The organism is Streptomyces sp. NTD91 (assembly GCF_059510455.1).
In genome coordinates, this window is the sequence record NZ_JCAJZW010000023.1 from 47,548 (window position 1) to 67,198 (window position 19,651).

Consider the following 19,651-nt stretch of genomic DNA (forward strand, 5'->3'; position numbering starts at 1 on the left):
TGCGAGCCTAAGCGGCGCGGATCGCATGTCCTGGTCGATACGCCGTCATGAGCGCAAAAACATTGGCTAATCGCAATAGATCGGGCGGACGCTGTGGTGAACGTCGGGCTACCTGTGAAACCGCGGTCCCGCGGGGCGGCTGCCAAGGCGGTCGTCGCGCCGCCCGGCACGGCACGCGCGCCGCGCGGCGACCGGGCGCGGGCCCGCCGCCGGGTCGCAGTGGGCGCGCCCGCGCCGGTGATGCTCGCGGTCGGACTCTGGGGGCTCGACCGGAACGGAATGTGGCGCGACGAGGCCGTCAGCCTGCAGGTCGGGCGGCGTACGGTGCCGCAGATCTGGCGGCTGCTGCACGGCGTGGACGCCGTGCACGGCCTGTACTACCTCCTCGTGCACGCCGTCCTGACCGAGCACCCCGGCGAGGTCGTGCTGCGGCTGCCGTCGGTGTGCGCGGCGGCAGCGACTGCCGCGCTGGTGGCGGCGCTCGGCGTGCGGCTCCGGCGGCCGCGGGTGGGGCTGTGGGCCGGACTGCTGTACGCCGTCACGCCGATGGCGGGCCACTACGCGCAGGAGGGCCGCTCGTACGCCCTGGTCGCCGCCGGGGCGACCGGGGCGACGCTGCTGTTCGTCCGTGCCGTCGAGGGGGGTTCGCGGGCGCGGACCTGGGGGACGTACGGTGTGGTCCTCGGGCTCACCTGCTGGCTGCACGAGTTCGCGGTGCTGCTGCTGTGCGCCCACGCGGCGTCGCTGGCGCTGGCCCGGGCCGGGGCCCGGGTGTGGCGCGGGTGGGGATGTGCGGCGGGCTGGGTCGTGGTCTCGCTGGTGCCGATGGTGCTGGTGTCGCGTGAGCAGGCGGCGCAGGTCGCGTGGGTACGGAGGCCTACGGCGGCCGACGCGGAAGAACTGGCGCAGGCGTTCTTCGGGCCGTCGGGTGCGGTGTGCGCGGTGTGTCTGGGCCTGGTTCTCGTCGGGTTGCCGGGGCTGGTGGGGCGGCGGGAAAACATCACTCTTGTGGGGGTGGCCCTGCCGTTGACGGTGGTGCCGCCGGTGGTGCTGATGCTGGCTTCCCAGGTGTCGCCGCTGTTCGTCGACCGGTATGTGCTGTACGCGTTGAGCGGGGCGCCGTTGCTGGTCGCGGCGGGGGCCGAGCGGCTGGCCGGGGCTGTCGGTCGTCGTGTGCCCGCGCTCGCCCACTCCCGGCTTCGCTCGAGCGGGGGGATCCCCGTCGCCCTGCGGAGCGACAGCCCGCAGGGCGACGGTCGGCCGAGAAGGCCCCCTCGTTCGCGCTCCCGGTTGCGGCCACGGCTTGTTGCGCTGGCCGGGGTTCTGGCCGTCGGGATCGGTTTCCTTCACCAGTTTCCGGTTCTGCGGGCCGATCGTGACCCTCGTACCCGGCCCGACGACCTCGGAGCCGTGTCGCGGGTGGTGGCGCGGAAGGTCGCGGCGGGGGACGCGGTGCTGTTTCTGCCGGCGAACGCGCGGAATGTGGCGCTGACCTATCCGGGGGCGTTCCGCGGGGTGCGCGATGTGGCGCTGGTGGAGGGGGCCGCCGGGTCGGGGACGCTGTACGGCCGCGAGGCCGGGCCACGTGAGGTGCGGCGGAGGGTGCACCTGCTGGACCGGGTGTGGGTCGTGGCGGACCCGGATCTGCTCGCCGGGCACTGGAGCCCGGCGAGCCCCGTCGAGCGGGCCAAACTCGCCGTGCTGCGCCGGGACTTCACCGGGCAGGAAGGGACCCGGCGAGGAGGGCTGGTCGTACGGCTGTATGTGCGCAACCCACTGCCGGGACCCGCTGGTGCCGCAACAGGCGATGTTCGCCCCGTCGCGACGCCCGGCACGCTCCCCCACTGCCTCAAGGGCGTGGGAGGTGCCCCCACTCGCCGCACCGGGCACAAATCCAAGTACATCCAGTACGAGGGCGTGCACCCGGCACGCCGAGAGCACGCACCGGACGCCGCTCCTTGACGGGCAAACGTTGCCTGCCGCGGCACCAGGGCGTGTTTCGAAAGTCCCGTCTGGTCCGCGACGCCTGGCCAGGCACCTCGCCGCGTTGTCGGGATCGTCCACGTACGCCCGGTACGAGGGCGACCCTCCGCCTTGCGATGCACCGCACCAGACGCCGCGGACCCCGCCCTCCGGGCGGACGACGCCACTTTCGAAACACGCCCTAGCCGGCCTCGCTCTCCGCTGTCAGGACTGCCGCGTCCAGGGCGGTCGTGAGGCGGTCGAGGCGTTCGCGCAGTTCGGTGATCTCCGTCAGGTCGAAGCCGGTCGCTCCCATGATGCGGCGCGGCACCTCCAGGGCCCGTTCGCGCAGCGCCGCGCCCTCCTCGGTGAGCCGCACCTGCACCGAGCGCTCGTCCCGCACGCTGCGCTCCCGGCGCACGAGGCCGGCCGCTTCCAGCCGCTTGACCAGCGGCGACAGCGTGCCGGAGTCGAGCCGCAGATGCTCGCCGAGCGTCTTGACGGGCAGGTCGCCCTGTTCCCAGAGGACCAGCATCACCAGGTACTGCGGGTAGGTCAGCCCGAGGTCCTTGAGGAGCACGCGGTAGAGGCCGTTGAAGGCGCGGGACGCGGCGTGCAGGGAGAAGCAGATCTGGCGGTCCAGGCGGAGCCAGCCGGCGGCGGGGGAAGCGGGCGAGGCGGTCATGTGTCCAGGGTAGCGCTGGTGGGCCATTTGGTTGTGCACAACTTAATTGTGTGCTCTACTTGTCTCCGCAAGCCCGCAGAACCGCATCGAGAAGGACGGGTCACCATGGACGCGCTCTACACCGCAGTCGCCACCGCCACCCACGGCCGTGACGGTCGCGCCGTCTCCTCCGACGGCAGGATCGACCTCAAGCTGGCCCCGCCGGTGGAGCTGGGCGGCAACGGCGAGGGCACCAACCCCGAGCAGCTCTTCGCCGCCGGTTACGCCGCCTGCTTCGGCAGCGCCCTCGGCCTGGTCGGCCGGCAGGCCAAGGTCGACGTCAGCGACGCGGCCGTGACCGCCGAGGTCGGCATCGGCAAGCAGGGGGAGGGCTTCGGGCTGAAGGTGACGCTGCGCGTCGAACTGCCCGACACCGTGGACCATGAGACCGGACGCAAGCTCGTCGAGACCGCCCACCAGGTCTGCCCCTACTCCAACGCCACCCGCGGCAACATCGACGTCGACCTCGTCATCGAGTAAGCCCGCGAGAAACCTGCCGAGGGTGCCGGTCCCCGGCCGGCACCCTCGCGCGCGTGGCCTCAGGGCGAGGCACTACCAGGCCGGCGCCATCGCGTTCCGGCCGTCCGGCTGCCCCGGGATCCGTACCGCACCCGGCCCGGTCAGCGGCTCGCCCAGCAGCAGCGTCCGTACGACCCGCTCGGCGGCCCGGCCGTCGTCGAACTCGCAGAACCGGGACCGGAAGACCGCCCGCAGCCGCGCCGACTCCTCGTCTTGCCAGGCCCCCGAGGCGAAAAGCCGGGCCAGCTCCCGGTGGGAACGCGAGACATGGCCCGGCGGCTCGGCGGTGATGTCGAAGTAGGCGCCCCGGCTCGCCGCGTACGCGGGCCAGTCGTCGGCGTGCACCACGATCGGCCGGTCCAGGTTGGCGTAGTCGAACATCACGGCCGAGTAGTCGGTGACCAGCACGTCCGCCGCGAGCAGGACGTCCTCCGCGCGCGGCTCGTCGGTCGCGTCGACCACGATCCCGCGCCGGGCCAGCTCCGCGAGGCCCATCCCGCGTGCGGGGCCCGCCGCCAGCGACGGATGCAGCCGGACCACCAGCGTGTGCCGCTCGCCCAGGTCGGCTGCGAACCGGGCCAGATCGATCCGGTCCGCATGCCCGCTGCGGCGGTAGTCCCGGCGGGTCGGTGCGTACAGCACCACCGTGTCCGTCTCCGGGATGCCGTACCGCTGCCGGAAGTCGCTGTCACCGCCGTTCACCAGCACGTCGTTGCGCGGGCTGCCGGTGCGCAGCGAGGTGAAGCGGCAGGGGTAGGCCCGCTCCCAGACCAGTTCGGAATGGCGGTTGGCGACCAGGCTGTAGTCCCAGCGATCGGCCCGGCGCAGCATCTGCGGCACGTCGAAGCCGAGCCGGGCGCCCGGCCTGTCCAGCAGATCGGCGCCCATGTACTTCAGCGGGGTGCCCTGGTGGGTCTGGATGTGCACGCTGCCGGGCCGCTTGACCAGCGTGCCGGGCCAGTTGACGTCGTTGACGAAGTACGTCGCCCGCGCGGTGATCTCCAGACACCGCCGCGAGCCCACGATCACGTGTTCCACGCCGGACGGCAGCTGCGCCGCCGTCTCCTCGTCCCTCACCACCCAGACCCCGCGCAGCCGGGGGGCGATCTCCCGAGCCTTGGCATACACGGCGGCCGGGTCGCCGAGCATCCCCCGGTGCGAGGACGCCGAGTAGACGACCAGGTCCGGATCCAGCGGGCGGTGCGCGTGCAGGGCCGCCCAGCCGGAGCGGGCCCGTGCGGCCGCCGCGCCCCGCGCCAGTCCGGCCAGCCGGGCCGCCTCCCCGCCGGCCCGCGCCGCCTGCCGCTTGATCCGGTATCCCGTCCAGGAGCCCTCCAGCAGGCGCAGCTCTCCGTCGGCCAGGACGCCCTCGGGCCGGTACGCGCGGAACTTCGCCGCCGTACGCCGGAAGAACTCGGCCTTGTCGGCAGCCGGCAGCCGGTCAGGCTTGGCCAGGATGTCCAGGCAGTGCTCGCCCATCTTGCGGTGCAGACACGGCCGCCAGCGCGCCAGTTCCGGGTGCTGCCCGACGAACGCGAAGACCCGGTCGTACTGGTCGTGGATGTCGAAGTGCTTGCGGCTGGTGGTGGACAGGATGCTGCCCTGCCGGCGCTGTCGGTAGTTCACGCAGATCCGGTCCAGCGTGGCGATCCGCCGGGCGCTGAGCATGACCGGGAAGGTCCAGGGGGTGTCCTCGTAGTAGCCCGGCGGGAACTCGAAGCCCTCCGCCTCGATGAACTCCCGCCGGTAGACCTTGTTCCACACCACCATCAGCAGGTCCAGGATCCGGGGGAACTCGTCCACGGCGAAGGTGCCCGGGCCGGCCTCCGCGAGCACCTCGGCCAGGGCGTTGCGCCGGGTGCCGCCCCACCAGTACGTGCGGGCGTAGTCGAAGACCAGCACGTCCGGGTCACCGGCCTCCGTCAGCCGGTCGGCCGTCGCCTCCAGTGCGCCCGGGGTGAGCGTGTCGTCGCTGTCCAGGAAGAACAGATAGTCGCCGGTGGCGTGCGGCATCCCGGCGTTGCGCGCGCGGCCGAGGCCCACGTTCTCCGGCAGGTGCAGCACCTTCACCCGGGGGTCCCGTTCGGCGTACTCGTCGAGGATGGCGCCGCAGCCGTCCGGTGAGCGGTCGTCCACGGCGATCAGCTCGAAGTCGTTGAAGGACTGCAGCAACACCGAGTCCAGGCACTCGCGCAGAAAGCCCTGCACCTTGAAACAGGGCACGATCAGACTGAAGCGGGGCACGGCGGGTCAGCTCCTCACGAGGGTCGCGGCGGCGGGGGCGGGGACGCGCCGCGCGAGCGGCACCACCGGCGGAACGGCCTCGGCAGGTTCCCCGAGGAGCACCCGCCGTACCACCCGCTCGGCGGCCCGGCCGTCGTCGAACTCGCAGAACCGCTCCCGGAACGCGGTCCTGAGTGCCGCCGCGTCCGCGCCCGCGTACGAGCCGTCGCGGAAGACGGCGGCCAGTTCCTCGGGGGTGCGCGTGACCGGCCCCGGCGGTTCGGCCGTCAGATCGAAGTAGACGCCCCGGGTCTCCCGGTAGACGTCCCAGTCGTCGGCGTGCACGACGATCGGCCGGTCCAGGTTGGCATAGTCGAACATGATCGACGAGTAGTCGGTGACCAGCGCGTCCGCCGCCAGGCACACGTCCTCCGAGGAGCGGTGCGCGGTGACGTCGATGATCCGGCCGGAACTCTTCTCGGACCCCTGGTCGTAGAAGTAGTGGGCGCGCAGCAGCACGACGACGTCCTCGCCCGCCGCCGCGCAGAAGGCCTCCAGGTCGAGGCCCGGCTCGAAGCCGGTGTGGTGGTCGCGGTGGGTCGGCGCGTAGAGGACGGCCGTCGCGCCCTCGGGCACCCCCAGCTCCCGCCGGACGCGGGCCACGTCCTGCGCGGTCGCCGTGTAGTAGACGTCGTTGCGCGGATAGCCGTACTCCAGCGCCTCCCAGGAGCCGGGGAAGGCGCGCTCCCACATCTGTGTGGAGTGGCGGTTGGCGGAGAGGTTGAAGTCCCAGCGGTCGACGCGGCCGAGCAGCCGGGTGTAGCTGCCGGACTGCGCCGCCACCACCGGATACGGCGACTGGTCCACGCCCATGGTCTTCAGCGGGGTGCCGTGCTGGGTCTGCAGGTGCACACTGCCGGAGCGCTTGACGATCCCCTCGGCGAAGTTGGCGTTGTTGATCAGGTACTTGGCGCGGGCCAGCACCTCCCAGTAGCGGCGCGAGCCGATCACCGCGTACTCCACGTCCTTCGGCATCGCGTGCGCCTGGCCGGCCTCGACCAGGAACACCGAGCGGATGTGCGGGGCGAGTTCACGGGCCTTGGCGTGGATCGCGGCCGGGTTGCAGGCATAGCCGCGGCCCCAGTAGGCGCAATACACGGCCAGGTTCTCGTCGAGGGGACGGCGCAGGTCGCGGGCGTAGCGCAGCCGGGTGCGCACCGCGCGCGGGCGGGGCAGACTTCCGGCGGTGTTCGCGGCCACCCGGTTGGCGCCGCGCAGCGCCCGGAACGCGCTGTACGCGCCGGTCGCCAGCAGCCGGTGCTGCACGCCCAGGCTGCCGCCCGGCGCCCGGAAACCGGCCGGCCGGTGGCGCCGGTAGAGATGGGCGGCGCGGCGGAAGAACGCCCGGTGCCCGGACGGCAGCCGCTCCGGCCGGGCCGCCGTCCTCAGCACCTGGCCGAACAACTGCTCGAAGAGTGCGCACGTCCGCTCGGCGGGCAGCTCCCGCTCGGCGGCCCGCGTCAGCACCAGGTCCACCTGGTCGAGCAGATCGTGCTGGTGCGGCCCCGGCAGATTGAGCCGGCTGCCCTGCCGGCGCAGTCGGTGCCGTACGACGACCCGGCGCAGCACCGCGATCCGCCCGGCGGCCAGCGTCGTCAGCCCGCCCCAGCCCAGATCGGTGAAGCAGCCGTTCGGAAAGGCGAGTTCGTGCTCGGTGAGGAAGGTGTGGCGGTACACCGCGCTCCACGCCGGAAGCTGCACGCCGGTCAGCTCCGGCAGCTCCGTGGGGGCGAAGGCGCCCTTCGGGGCGCGCGCGAACAGCGGCGCGGCCGGGTTCGTGGGCTCGCCCTCCCACCAGGGCACGCGCTCGTGCTCGACGTAGAGCACGTCCACGTCGGCGGTCTCGGTCAGCCGGGCGTCCAGCGCCGCGAGCGCGCCCGGCAACAGCAGGTCATCGCCGTCGAGGAACAGCACGTACGCGCCGGTCGCCGCCCGGATCCCCGCGTTGCGGGCCCCGCTGAGACCTGCGGACGGCGGCGAGTCGGCCGGGGTCACCCGAGAGTCCCGCGCCGCGAAGCCGGCGGCCACCTCGACGGCCGGGGAGTCGGGGGCGTCGCAGACCGGGATCAGCTGCAGATCGCCGAAGGACTGGCCGAGGACCGAGTCCAGCGCCTGGGACAGCCGGCCGGCGACCCCGTGGGACGGGACGATGATGCTGAAGCGGGGCATGCTGTTCTCTCTGTTGTCTTGCGGACGCGTGTGCTGCGGACGGGACCTGTCGCGCGCCCGGGCCGCCCCGCCGGACGGCGGCCGGGCGGCCGGCTCGGGGCGGGCCGCGTCGAGCCGAGGGGCACGGGAACTCCCTCAGGGACCAACGCCGTTCAGCACCTCTCGGTGACGGTGAGGGGACCGGACGGCTGCGGCACGGTGGCCGGCGGCGACCCGGCGCAGGCCGACGGCACCGGCTTGCGTCCGGCGAACGGGATCATCGGCGGCGGATCCGTCTCGCCCAGCACCACACGCCGTACGACCCGCTCGGCGGCGCGTCCGTCGTCGTACGGGCAGAACCGCTCCCGGAACACCGCCCGCAGCCGGGACGAGCGCGCGTCGCGCCAGTGGCCGGTCGCGAAGATGCCGACCAGCTCGTCCGCGCTGTGCGCGACCTCGCCCGGCGGGATGCCGCGCACGTCGAAGTAGGTGCCACGGGCCGCCCGGTACGTCTCCCAGTCGCCCGTGTGCAGCACGATCGGCCGGTCCAGGCCGGCGTAGTCGAACATGATCGACGCGTAGTCGGTGAGCAGGACGTCCGATGCCAGGCACAGGGACTGCACGCTCGGGTGGTCGCGGACGTCGATGATCCGGGGGTCCCCGGGACATCGCTCGCCGTGGGTGCGGGCCAGGATCACGAAGCGGGGGCCGAGCCGGCGGGCGAGCCGCTCCAGGTCCAGCGGCGGGCGCTGGGTGCGCAGATGGTCCCGGTGGGCCGGCGTGTAAAGGATCGCGACCGCGCCCTCGGCGATGCCGAGCGACTCGCGCAGCCGGGCCACGTCCGCCGGGGTGGCCCGCTGGAAGACGTCGTTGCGCGGCGAGCCGTACTCCAGCGTGCGGTAGCGGCCCGGGAAGACCCGCTCCCAGACGAGCGTCGAGTGCCGGTTGCCGGACAGCACGAGGTCCCACTGGTCGACGTCGCGCAGCAGGTGGGCGAAGTCGGTGTCGCGGGCGGCGGCCGGGTGCTCCTGGAGGTCCAGGCCCGTGTGCCCCAGCGGCGTGCCGGGCAGGCTGCGGACCAGGATCTGCCCGCGCCGCTTGCGCAGGCCCCGGTCCAGGGCGTCGTCGGTGACCAGGTACTTGGCACGGGCCAGCGCCGTCCAGTAGGCGGCCGTGCCGGGGTGCAGCCGGCGCGGGCCGGGCGGCACCGTGTGCTCGTGCTCGGGGCGGGCGATCCAGGCGGTGCGGACATGCGGGACGTGGGTGCGGAACGCCTCCTCCAGAGCGCCCGGGTCGCCGCCGTAACCCCGGCCCGCGCCCGGGGCGAACACCGCCCGGTCGGCGCGGACGGGCAGCCGCCGCTGGATCCGGTAGTGCAGCCGCAGCGCACCGGTGCGCAGGACGCGGGCCAGTCGCACCGCGGCCTTCCGCGTGCGCCGACGCACGGCCGAGGCCAGCCGGAGGGCACGGAACGTGCGGTGCAGTCCGAAGCGGACCAGGATGTTGCGGCGCCGCATCCGGGCGCCGGGGGCGTGGTGGCGGCGGTAGTGGGCGCGGGCGCGGCGCAGGAACTCACCGTGGCTGCCGCGCGGCAGCCGGCCCCTCTTGGTGAACACCGTCGCGTAGTGGTCGATCATGCGACGGAACAACTCCGGCCGCCAGCAGTCCAGTTCGGGATGCGCGTCGACGTACGCGAACACCCGGTCGTACTGCTCGAAGAGATCGAAGTGTCTGCGGCTGGTGGTGCCGAGGATGTTGCCCTGCCGGCGCTGCCGGTAGTGCACGCACACCTGGTCCAGGGTGGCGATCGACTCCGCCGCCATCAGCACCGGGAACGTCCACGGGGTGTCCTCGTAGTAGCCCGGCGGGAACGCGAAGCCGTGGCGCTCGACGAACTCCCGCCGGCAGGCCTTGTTCCAGGCCACCATCAGCACCCGCAGCAGCCCGGGCCGGTCCTGGAGACGGAAGGGCGCCGGGCCCTGCTCGGTGAGCGGGCCGGAGAACTGGTTGCGCACCGACCGGCCGTCCCAGTACGTGCGCGCGTAGTCGTACACCAGCACGTCCGGCTCGCCGGACTCCTCGATGCGGTCGGCGATCGCGCGCAGCGCGTCCGGGGCGAGCGTGTCGTCGCTGTCCAGGAAGACGAGATAGTCACCGGTCGCCTGGGCCGTCCCCGCGTTCCTCGCCGGTCCGAGCCCCTGGTTCCCGGCCAGGTGCACGGGCCGCACGCGCGCGTCCCGGGCCGCGTACTCGTCGATGATCTCCCCGCAGGCGTCCGGCGAGCAGTCGTCCACGGCGATCAGTTCGAGATCGGGGTACGACTGCGACAGCACCGAGTCCAGGCACTCGGAGAGATACGCCTGGACCTTGTGCGCGGGGACAATGACACTGAACCTGGGCAAGGCGGGCATCCATGGGTCGTCGGTCGGCGCGGGATTTCTGACCGGGAACGGCCGATGGAGTGAATTGGTTACGGTTCGTACGGCATGTGGGGGACACCAGGAGGACCGCCGGTGAACGGCGAGGGGCGGGCCGCAGCGACCCGCCCCCTCCGCGCGGGTGCGCCTATTTGACCGCGCCCGCCATCACCCCGGACACGAACTGCCGCTGGAACGCGAAGAAGACGGCCAGCGGGATCACCATGGAGATGAACGCGCCGGGCGCCAGCACGTCGATGTTGTTGCCGAACTGCCGTACCTGGGTCTGCAGCGCGACCGTGATCGGCTGGGTGCCCGACCTGGTGAACACCAGCGCGACCAGCATGTCGTTCCACACCCACAGGAACTGGAAGATGCCGAGGCTCGCGATCGCCGGTCCGCCGAGCGGCATCACCACCCGGGCGAACAGCCGCAGTTCACCGGCGCCGTCCAGGCGGGCCGCCTCCAGCAGCTCGCGCGGGATCTCCGCGAAGAAGTTCCGCAGCAGGAACACCGCGAACGGCAGACCGAAACCGGTGTGGAACAGGATCACCCCGAGGATCGTCCCGAACAGCCCGATCCTGCCGAACAGCTCGGCGATCGGGATCAGCGCCACCTGCACCGGTACCACCAGCAGGCTCACCACACCCAGGAACCACCAGTCCCGCCCCGGGAACTCCATCCACGCGAACGCGTAGCCCGCGAGGGAGCCGACCACGACGACCAGGACCGTCGCCGGGACCGTGATCAGCACGGTGTTCCACAGGGAGTGGGTGATGTCGCCGTTCTCCAGCAGCTTGCGGTAGCTGTCGAAGGTCAGCTGGGACGGCTCGGAGAACACCTTCCACCAGCCGCTCGCGCTCATGTCCTCGGGCGCCCGCAGCGAGGAGACGAGCAGACCGATCGTCGGCACCAGCCAGAACAGGCCGACCACGATCAAGACCACCCGGACCAGGCCGCCGCTCAGCTTCTCGGCGATCTTCGAGCCGAGCGACTGCCGCGCCGTCACCGTCCGCACCGGCCCGGCCTTCGTGACATTCCCGGCGGTCGCCGTCATCGCCTGACCTCCCGCCTCAGCCGACGGATGTTGAACAGCATCACCGGGATCACCAGGACCAGCAGCAGGACCGCGATGGCGCTCGCGACGCCCGGCTGGTTCTCGGCGAAGCCCTTGCGGTACAGCTCCAGCGCGAGCACGTTCGCGTCGTCCTGGGAGGAGCCCGGGGCGATGATGTAGACGAGGTCGAACACCTTCAGCACGTTGATCATCAGTGTGACCGCGACGACCGCGAGGACCGGGGCCAGCAGCGGCACGGTGACCTTGCGGAACACCTGCCACTCGTTGGCGCCGTCCACCCGCGCCGCCTCCAGCAGCTCCCGGGGCACGCCCGCGAGCCCGGCCGCGATCAGAACCATCGCGAAGCCCGCCCACATCCACACGTACGCCCCGATGATCGCGGGGGTGACCAGCGACGGGCCGAGCCACTCCACACCGTTGTACGGCTCCTTGAAGTTGCTCGCCGGAAGCCGCAGCCGGGCCCCGTCGGCGGACGCGGGCAGCGTGAACGTGCCGTCCCCGGAAGCCTTGGTGGAGGCGATCACCTTGCCGTCCCGCACCGCTTCGATCCGCATCCCGGCGTACCCCAGCTCGGACGGATCGGGCGCGCCGAGCCGTCCCACGCCCTTGCCCCGGGTGAAGTCCTGCCAGGTTGTACCGGTGATCTTCCCCGGTTCCGGCCTGGCGGCCACGGCCTTCTCGGCGTCGCCCGGCATCTGGTCCGGGGCGACCCCGACCAGGGGAAGCGTGACCGGCTGTCCCGTGTGGACCGGGGCCCTGGTGATGTAGCCACCGCTCTGCGGGACGAGCGGCGACCGGCGGCCGGGATGGGCCTTGGGGAAGGCCGACGACTGCGCGAAGGTGTCGTGCACGCTCACCCACACCGCGTTCGCGACGCCCTTGTGCGGGTCCTGGTCGTACACCAGCCGGAAGATGATCCCGGCCGCCAGCATCGAGATCGCCATCGGCATGAAGACGACCAGCTTGAACGCCGTTCCCCAGCGCACCCGTTCGGTCAGCACCGCGAAGACCAGACCGAGCGCGGTGGAGACCGTGGGCGCGAACACCACCCAGATCACGTTGTTCTTCAGGGCGGTGCGGATGCCGTCGTCCGTGAAGAGCGTCCTGTAGTTGTCGACGCCGGCGAAACCGTCGCCGGAGGCGTTGTAGAAGCTGCGGACGAGCGAGTACCCGATCGGGTAGACCACGAGCGCGCCGAGCAGCACCAGGGCGGGCAGCAGGAACAGCGCTGCCACCGCCTTGCGGGTGCCGGTCACGCTCTTGCGACTGCGGGGCGCGGCCGGGCCCGGTGGGGCCCCGGCCGCCGTTGCCGCCGACGCCATCGCCGGCTCAGCTCCCGCTTCCGTACGCGGCCGCCGCGTCCTTCTCCAGCTTCGCCTGGGTGCCCGCGACGTCCGTCGGGTTCTTCAGGAAGTCCTGCAGGTCCTTCCACTCGCCCTTGCCGGGCGTCCCGCCGAAGGCCTGCGGGGCCTGGTCCGACATGTCGAAGCGGAAGTCGTCGCCGGACGCGATCAGCGCCTTGGCGATCTTCTGCTGCACCGGGTTCGGATACGCCGAGATCTGCACGTTCTTGTTCGGTGACAGGTAGCCGCCGAGCTTCGCCTGGATCGTCGCCGCGTCCGGGGAGGCCAGGAAGGTGACCAGGGCCTGGGCCGCCTTGGAGTCCTTCAGGACCACCGCCGCGTCACCGCCGGAGACCACCGGCGCGGTGGAGCCCACCGCCGGGAACGGGAACACCTTCGCGTCCGTGCCCACCTTCGCCTTGGTCTCCCCGATGTTGACCTGCGCGAAGTCGCCCTCGTAGACCATCGCGGACTTCGGCTGGTCGCCGCCGGTGAACGTCTGGGTGACCGAGGCCGGGAACTCCGTCTGCAGCGCGCCGTCCTGGCCACCCGCGAGATAGTCCTTCTTGCCCCAGATCTGGGCGAGGGTCGTCAGCGCCTGCTTGACCGACGGATCCGTCCACTTGATCTTGTGCTGGGCCAGCTCGTCGTACTTCTGCGGCCCCGCCTGGGACAGATAGACGTTCTCGAACCAGTCCGTCAGCGGCCAGCCGTCCGCGCCGGCCACCGAGAACGGCGTGACCCCGGAGTCGTACACCGCCCGCGCCGTGGTCAGCAGGTCCTTCCAGGTCTTCGGCTCCTTGGCGCCCGCGTTCGCGAACACCTTGGCGTTGTACCAGATCAGCGACTTGTTGGCGGCTTTGTAGTAGACGCCGTACTGCTTGCCGTCGACCTTGCCGATGTCCTGCCAGCCCTGCGAGTAGTTCTTCTGCAACTCCTGCACGGCCTCCGGGCCGAGCGGCTTGGCCCAGTGGTGCTGGACGGCCTGCTTGATGGCGCCGGGCTGCGGCAGCATGGCCACGTCCGGCGGCTGGCCACCCGCGATCTTCGAACCGAGGAAGTTGATGATCGGGTCCTGGGCGGGCACGAAGGTCACCTTCGCGCCGGTGCGCCGGGTGAACTCGGCCAGGACCTGCTTGAAGTTCTTCTGCTCCTGACCGGTCCACACGGCGGCGATCTCCAGGCTGGCGCCGTTCAGCTTCGGCAGGCTGACGGTCGAGCCGGCCTGGGACGGCTCGCTGTTGTTCCCGTTGCTCTTCTTGTTGTTGCCGCTGGAGCAGGCGGTGAGCGCGAGGGCTCCCGCGAGCAGTGCGGCGAGTGTCGTGACAGCCCTGCTTGTCCGGATGGTGCTGCTCTTTCTGTGCATCACTTCCCCGTTCTTCGTTCTTCGTCGAACGTCAGAACTCTGTCCCGTGCGCTCCGGTCTACGCCGGGCCGTTCACGGCGGGCAAGAGCGCCTGCTGTGTCGAGCGACGCATCGTGACCGGCTCGTGACCGGGTCAGTATGCGGACAAGTCCTAGAGAAGCGACGGAACCCGGGCCGCGGACACCTCGCGCGCCGCCCGCTCCACCGCGCTCGCCAGCAGGGCCAGGTCGGTGGGGCCGTTGCCCAGCTCCCGCACGGGCCGACGGGCCGGCGGATCGCCCATGCGCCGCCAGTCCAGCGGGACCACCGTGGGCCGCTGGGTCGCGGTCCGCGGGATACGGCCCGTCACCCGGCCGCCCTGGAAACCGACGGCCCGGCCGTCCGCGTACGCCAACCGGCCACGCCCTGGAGCCGGCTCGTCCGGTCCCTGCTGCGGAGCGTCCAGCGCGACCCGCAGGACCGCCCGGCGCGCGGGCTCCGTCTCCGCCGTACGACCACCGGCCCCGGCCGCAGTCACCAGATGCACCCCGAGCCGCTCGCCCTCCCGGGCCACCGCCTCCAGCGCGCGCAGCACCGAACCGGCGGCCGGCCGGCCCGGCGAGCCCAGCGGGGGCGAGACCAGCGCGTCCAGGTCGTCGACGACGACCACGAGCCGGGGCAACGGTGGTGCCGCCTCGGCCTGTTGCCGCGCGGCCGCACCCGGCCGCAGCCGCAGGGTGGAGCTGGGCGGAGCCTCCAGGTCACCGTTCGCGGGCGTGCGCTGCGCCACGATCCGCCCCGCCACCGCACCCCCCGCATGCCACTGCGCGAAGTCCGTCCGGCCCAGCAGCTCCGCCCGCCGCTTCAGCTCGGCGGCCAGTGACTGGGCGAAGTCCCGCATCCGCACGGGGTCGTTGGCGATGAGATGCGTGCTGACATGCGGTATGTCGGTACACAGGCGCAGGCCTTCGCCGCGCCCGGTGCCCGCTCCGACGCCGTCCCGCCCGTCGACCAGCACCACGCCCAGCCGGTCCGGCCGCTCGGCGGCGGCCAGCGAGGCCACCACGGCCCGCAGCAACTCCGTACGACCGCTGCCGGCCGGCCCCTCCACCAGCAGATGCGGCCCGTCGGCGACGAGGTCGACGGTGACCGGCCCGCGCGGCCCGGCGCCGAGCACGGCGCGCGCCCGCCCGCCCCGGGACCGCGGGTCGTCGGCCGCGTCGGCCCAGCGCGCCATCAGCGACGCCGGAGTGGCCCGGGCCAGCCCCAGCTCGTCCAGCAGCCGCGCCGACTGCGGCAGCGGCGCCGCCACGCGCGGTCCTCGCTCACCGGCCGGGGCGTCGGGGCGCAGCGGCGCCAGCGCCCGCGCGAACCGCTCCGCCCAGGCGCCGGACACGGCGTCCACGGCGGCGAGCGTCCCCGGGCCGACGGGGCCGCCGGGCGCCACCCGCATCAGCCGCAGCGCCGTCGCGACGTCGCCGCTGAGCAGCGCCACGGCACCGCAGTGCCGGAAGGCGGGCGTCATCGCGCACGCGGCCTCGTACGTCAGCGACACCGGGGAGGCGGGGGAGGCGGGCTCGGTCTCGGCGAGACAGACCACATGGACCCCGGCCCGCGGCCCGGCCACGGCCAGCCGCGCGACCGCGTCCCGCAGTGCGCCGCCTCCGGGATCGCCGTCCACGACGACGACGGTGTACGGCCCCGGGAACCCGCCTGCCCCGCCGGTCCCGGTGTCTTCCCTGGCCCAGGAGGGGCGGCGGACGGGCGTCGTGAGGGGGCCCGAGGAGTGGGTGCCGCTCGGGGCGTGGCCGTCGCGGGCGGGTCCGGGCGCGAGCCTTTGAGCGGGAGCGCCGACGGCGTGGGAGGTGGCGCCCGTGGGGGCGGGAGGGCCGGGGCGGCCGCCGGCTTGGGCGGACACGGTGACCTGGGAGGCGGGGGGGTGGCCCGAGGCCGTCCCGCGGGCCCCGGTGCCGGGACGGCCGGAGAGACCCGCCCGGGCGGGAGCGTCCCACTCGGCCTCCGCCCGAGTCCGGGCTCCGGGGGCCTGTGAAGGGGTGCCGGGGTGGCCGGAAGCCGTCCCCGGGGTCCCGGTGTCCTGTGGCACGCCCTCGGCCGAGCCGGATGCGGGGCCGGACGGGACGCCGACGGAGGTGGGGTGGGCCGCGGTCCTGCCGGTCGCCGTGTGGTCGTCGACCCGGCGCAGGAGTTCCTCCACACGGGCCGCCGCCTGTTCGCGGTCGTAGGCCAGCAGCAGCCTGCAGTCCTGGCCGTGGCCCGGCCGGACATGCGGGAGCCAGCCCAGCCAGGCCCACTCGGCCGTACGCTCCTCCACGGGGCGGGAGCGGTCGGCGCTGATCAGCACGATCTCCAGCAGATCGGGGGAGTGCAGCGCGGCCAGCTGAGCCAGCACCGCGCGGGCCAGCCCGGAGATTCGGGGGCGCGGACCGGCGAGGCCCAGCGCGCCCGCCTCGCGCAGCGCGGTCGTCACGGGCACCGCGGGCACGAGGCCGGAGCCGTCCGGCGCACCCCGGTCGGCCGTGCCGAGCCGCACGGTCAGCGTCTCCGGATGGCCCGGTCCGCGCTCCCACAGCCGGGGCCCGGGGCCGAGCGCCGTCAGCAGCAGCGCGGCGGGATCCGGCCAGGCCTCGGGCCGCTGCGGCGCGGTGCCGGCGGCGGGGGCGGCACCTGAGGGAGCCACGGGGCCGCCGAGCGTCTCGGGTGCCGGGGGCTGCTCCCCGCGTCCGCCGGCCAGCCGGCGCGCCCACGCGCCGAGCCCGCGCCGCCGGGCCCCCTGAGGGGCGTCGACGCCGCGGGCAGGAGTGCCCGGCGGCTCCCCGCCCGTCCCGCCGACGCCGAGCCGCCCCGCGTGCGTGTCCCCGCCGGAGGGGGCACCGGCCGCACTCTCGACGCGCGCCGCCCCGGTCTGCTCCGGCACCACGGCCGGGTCCCCCCGCCGATGCTCCTGCCCCCCGCTGCCGGAGGTCCCCCAGCCGGCGGCCCCATAGCCGTGCTGGACCGCCCCCACGGGTGCGCCGGCACCCGACGACGATCCCCGCCCGGGCGATGCGGGCGCGAACCCGGATCCGGAGAACCCCGCTGCACCGGATCCCGACACCGCGTCCCCGGCGACCCGTACGCATCCCTCCCCGTCGGAAACGGTCCGCAGCCGGGCCCCGGGTCCCCCGGACGGAGCAACCCGCAGCGCCGACTCGCCGATCCGCAGCAACCCCCCGGAGGGGACCCGCACCGGGCGCTCGCCCACCCGCGTCCCGTCCAGCGCCGTACCGTTCGTGGAGCCGAGGTCGGCGACCGAGACGCGGCCGTCCGCGTCGACGGTGACCGCGCAGTGCAGCCGGGACACGTCGGGGTCGTCCAGCGGCACGTCCGCGTCGGCCGAGCGGCCCACGGTGATCCGGCCGCCGTGCAGCAGATGGACCCCGCCCGCATCCGGGCCCGCGACGACGTGCAGCCGGGTCGGCGCCTCGTCGACCTCGGGGTGCGGCTCGGGGGCCGCCGGGGCGCCCAGGGACAGCACCGCGCCGTCGACCAGCGGGGGCTCGCCGAGGGTGTGGCGGCGCGGGTCCAGCCGCTCGGTGCCGGCGTACAGCACGGGGGTGCCGGAGTCGCGGCCCTCCCCGGTGACCGCCCCGGCCAGCGCCGGCGCGACCGCGGCCAGATCCGTGCCCGCGGGTGCCGTGACCAGCACGTCGCGGCTCGCGGCGCGGCCCCGCTGCGGGGCCTGGCCCAGCGGGTCTACGACGGTCAGCCGGATCTGCATCCCCACCCCAACACGAGCACGTCGGCCAGTACTGGAAGGCATCCTCGCACCTGCCACCGACAACACGCCCGGCACCCGGCACCAAGTGATCTTGAATGGTCGGCTCTGCCCGCAAAAGTGCCTGACCAGTGCTGTACGAACGATCACTTGAGATCGGTCACGTCCGGCCCGCGGCAACCGGCGGACCGGCCCGCGCGTCTTTCCGTCGAACACATCGAACATGCTCGGGAACGCATACGTAGTGCCCTCGAGGGCGGCACTACAGTGGATCGGAACCGGAACGACAACCGGAATGCAGGCAAGCAAGCATCAGCAAGCAGCAGGGAGCGCGTGACGTGCGGCCAGTCGGCAGCAAGTACCTGCTTGAGGAGCCGCTGGGACGCGGCGCCACAGGCACCGTCTGGCGTGCCCGCCAGCGCGAGACCGCGGGCGCCGAGGCGGCCGTGCCCGGACAGCCCGGCGAGACGGTCGCGATCAAGGTCCTCAAGGAGGAGCTGGCGAGCGACCCGGACATCGTGATGCGCTTCCTGCGCGAGCGCTCGGTCCTGCTCCGCCTCACCCACCCGAACATCGTCCGGGTGCGCGACCTGGTCGTCGAGGGCGATCTGCTGGCGCTGGTCATGGACCTCGTCGACGGCCCGGACCTGCACCGCTACCTGCGCGAGAGCGGCCCCTTCTCGCCGGTCGCCGCCGCGTTGATGACCGCCCAGATCGCCGACGCGCTCGCCGCGAGCCACGCCGACGGGGTGGTCCACCGGGACCTGAAGCCCGCCAACGTGCTGCTCATGCAGCACGACGGCCAGATGCACCCGATGCTGACCGACTTCGGCATCGCCCGGCTCGCCGACTCCCCGGGCCTGACCCGCACCCAGGAGTTCGTCGGCACGCCCGCGTACGTGGCACCGGAGTCCGCCGAGGGCCGCCCGCAGACCTCCGCCGTGGACGTCTACGGCGCCGGCATCCTGCTGTACGAGCTGGTCACCGGTCATCCGCCGTTCTCCGGCAGCACGGCCCTGGAAGTCCTGCACCAGCATCTGAGCGCCGAGCCGCGCCGCCCCTCCACCGTCCCGGACCCGCTGTGGACGGTCATCGAGCGCTGCCTGCGCAAGAACCCCGACGACCGGCCGAGCGCCGAGAACCTCGCGCGCGCCCTGAGGGTCGTCGCGGAGGGCGTGGGGGTGCACGCGAACGCCGCGCAGATCGCCGCCGCCGAGGGCGTGGGCGCGCTGCTGGCCCCGGACCCGGCCCCGACCGCCGTACCCGGCGTGCCCGGCGCCGCCGACCCCACCCAGGTGCTGCCGCACGGCTCCGCCGGGACGTACGACCCGAACGCCGCGACCAGCGTGCTGCCGCACACCGGCGGTCCCATGGGCGCCGCCGACCCCACCGCCGTCCTGCAGAACACGGGCGCGGCGGACCCGACGGCGGTGCTGCCGAACACCGGGCCGCAGGGACAGCAGCCCGAACAGCCGCACCCCTGGCAGACCCAGCTGCGGGCGGCCCGCGACCGCAACGAGCAGACGCAGATCCAGTACCTCTCGCCGGAGGACGACCCGCTGCACCACCGGCCGCAGCGGCAGGTCGCCCGGCCGCAGCCGCAGCAGCGGCAGGCCCCGCAGGGCCGCCCGCAGCCACGCGGCCGGCAGCAGGGCTACCAGCAGGGGTACGGCTATGCGCCCGAGCCCCAGCAGTACGCGCCGCCACGGCGCCCGCAGCGGTACGCGCCGCCCGCGCCGGAGCCGCAGCGGCCCGCGCGCGAGCCGCGGGCGCCCCGGCAGCGCAGCGCCAACCCGATGAAGATCCCTGGCCTGGGCTGCCTGAAGGGCTGCCTGTTCACGATCGTCATCCTGGTCGTGGCGAGCTGGCTGATCTACGAGCTGACGCCGGTGCACACCTGGATCGGCCAGGGCCGCAGCTACTGGCACGAGGTGAGCCACTGGGTCGGCCGGACGAGCAAGTGGATCAAGGATCTGGGCGGCTCCTCGGGCGGCGGGGGCTGAACGCACGCGCCCGTGGCGGCCGAAGACGCGAACCCGCGGTGACGCGTCGCGAGT

11 protein-coding genes are annotated in these 19,651 nt (G+C 73.4%); 3 read left to right on the forward strand and 8 right to left on the reverse strand.

What is annotated here, in order from left to right:
* Positions 1-240 precede the first annotated feature (240 nt).
* A complete protein-coding gene (locus AC5WRT_RS23060; RefSeq protein ID WP_496095536.1) occupies positions 241-1,962 on the forward strand; it encodes a glycosyltransferase family 39 protein in 1,722 nt (573 codons plus the stop codon).
* Positions 1,963-2,164: 202 nt separating this feature from the next.
* On the opposite strand, the gene AC5WRT_RS23065 is transcribed toward AC5WRT_RS23060, so the two are convergent.
* Positions 2,165-2,647 carry a MarR family winged helix-turn-helix transcriptional regulator gene (locus AC5WRT_RS23065; RefSeq protein ID WP_496095499.1) on the reverse strand — a complete coding sequence of 161 codons (483 nt, stop codon included), beginning with the start codon at positions 2,645-2,647 and terminating at the stop codon, positions 2,165-2,167.
* 105 nt (positions 2,648-2,752) lie between these two features.
* Between AC5WRT_RS23065 and AC5WRT_RS23070 the strand changes: the two genes are divergently transcribed.
* Entirely contained in the window at positions 2,753-3,166 is a 414-nt protein-coding gene (locus tag AC5WRT_RS23070; RefSeq protein WP_496100564.1) for an organic hydroperoxide resistance protein, read from the forward strand.
* A 72-nt stretch (positions 3,167-3,238) separates the two neighbouring features.
* Here the strand turns inward: AC5WRT_RS23070 and AC5WRT_RS23075 are convergent, their stop codons facing one another.
* The 7 genes from AC5WRT_RS23075 to AC5WRT_RS23105 all read right to left on the reverse strand — a co-directional run bounded on the left by AC5WRT_RS23075 (position 3,239) and on the right by AC5WRT_RS23105 (position 17,597).
* Complete coding sequence (locus tag AC5WRT_RS23075; RefSeq protein WP_496100565.1) at positions 3,239-5,449, reverse strand: bifunctional glycosyltransferase/CDP-glycerol:glycerophosphate glycerophosphotransferase; 2,211 nt, start codon at positions 5,447-5,449, stop codon at positions 3,239-3,241.
* 6 nt (positions 5,450-5,455) lie between these two features.
* Entirely contained in the window at positions 5,456-7,657 is a 2,202-nt protein-coding gene (locus AC5WRT_RS23080) for a bifunctional glycosyltransferase/CDP-glycerol:glycerophosphate glycerophosphotransferase (RefSeq protein ID WP_496100566.1), read from the reverse strand.
* 152 nt (positions 7,658-7,809) lie between these two features.
* Positions 7,810-10,038 (reverse strand): bifunctional glycosyltransferase/CDP-glycerol:glycerophosphate glycerophosphotransferase, encoded by a 2,229-nt coding sequence (locus tag AC5WRT_RS23085; RefSeq protein ID WP_496100567.1) that lies wholly within the window; start codon positions 10,036-10,038, stop codon positions 7,810-7,812.
* Positions 10,039-10,201: 163 nt separating this feature from the next.
* On the reverse strand, positions 10,202-11,110 hold the full coding sequence (locus tag AC5WRT_RS23090; RefSeq protein ID WP_496100568.1) for a carbohydrate ABC transporter permease: 909 nt from the start codon (positions 11,108-11,110) through the stop codon (positions 10,202-10,204).
* Complete coding sequence (locus AC5WRT_RS23095; protein ID WP_496095494.1) at positions 11,107-12,387, reverse strand: carbohydrate ABC transporter permease; 1,281 nt, start codon at positions 12,385-12,387, stop codon at positions 11,107-11,109. Before AC5WRT_RS23095 ends, AC5WRT_RS23090 begins: the two co-directional genes overlap by 4 nt.
* A gap of 73 nt (positions 12,388-12,460) precedes the next feature.
* The gene (locus AC5WRT_RS23100; RefSeq protein ID WP_496095493.1) at positions 12,461-13,840 is read right to left on the reverse strand and encodes an ABC transporter substrate-binding protein; all 1,380 of its coding nucleotides are present in this window, start codon (positions 13,838-13,840) and stop codon (positions 12,461-12,463) included.
* Positions 13,841-13,991: 151 nt separating this feature from the next.
* Entirely contained in the window at positions 13,992-17,597 is a 3,606-nt protein-coding gene (locus tag AC5WRT_RS23105; RefSeq protein WP_496100579.1) for an FHA domain-containing protein, read from the reverse strand.
* A gap of 335 nt (positions 17,598-17,932) precedes the next feature.
* On the opposite strand from AC5WRT_RS23105, the gene AC5WRT_RS23110 reads away from it, so the two are divergent.
* Positions 17,933-19,597, forward strand: coding sequence for a serine/threonine-protein kinase (locus AC5WRT_RS23110; RefSeq protein WP_496095492.1), 1,665 nt, complete (start codon positions 17,933-17,935; stop codon positions 19,595-19,597).
* Positions 19,598-19,651: the final 54 nt, after the last annotated feature.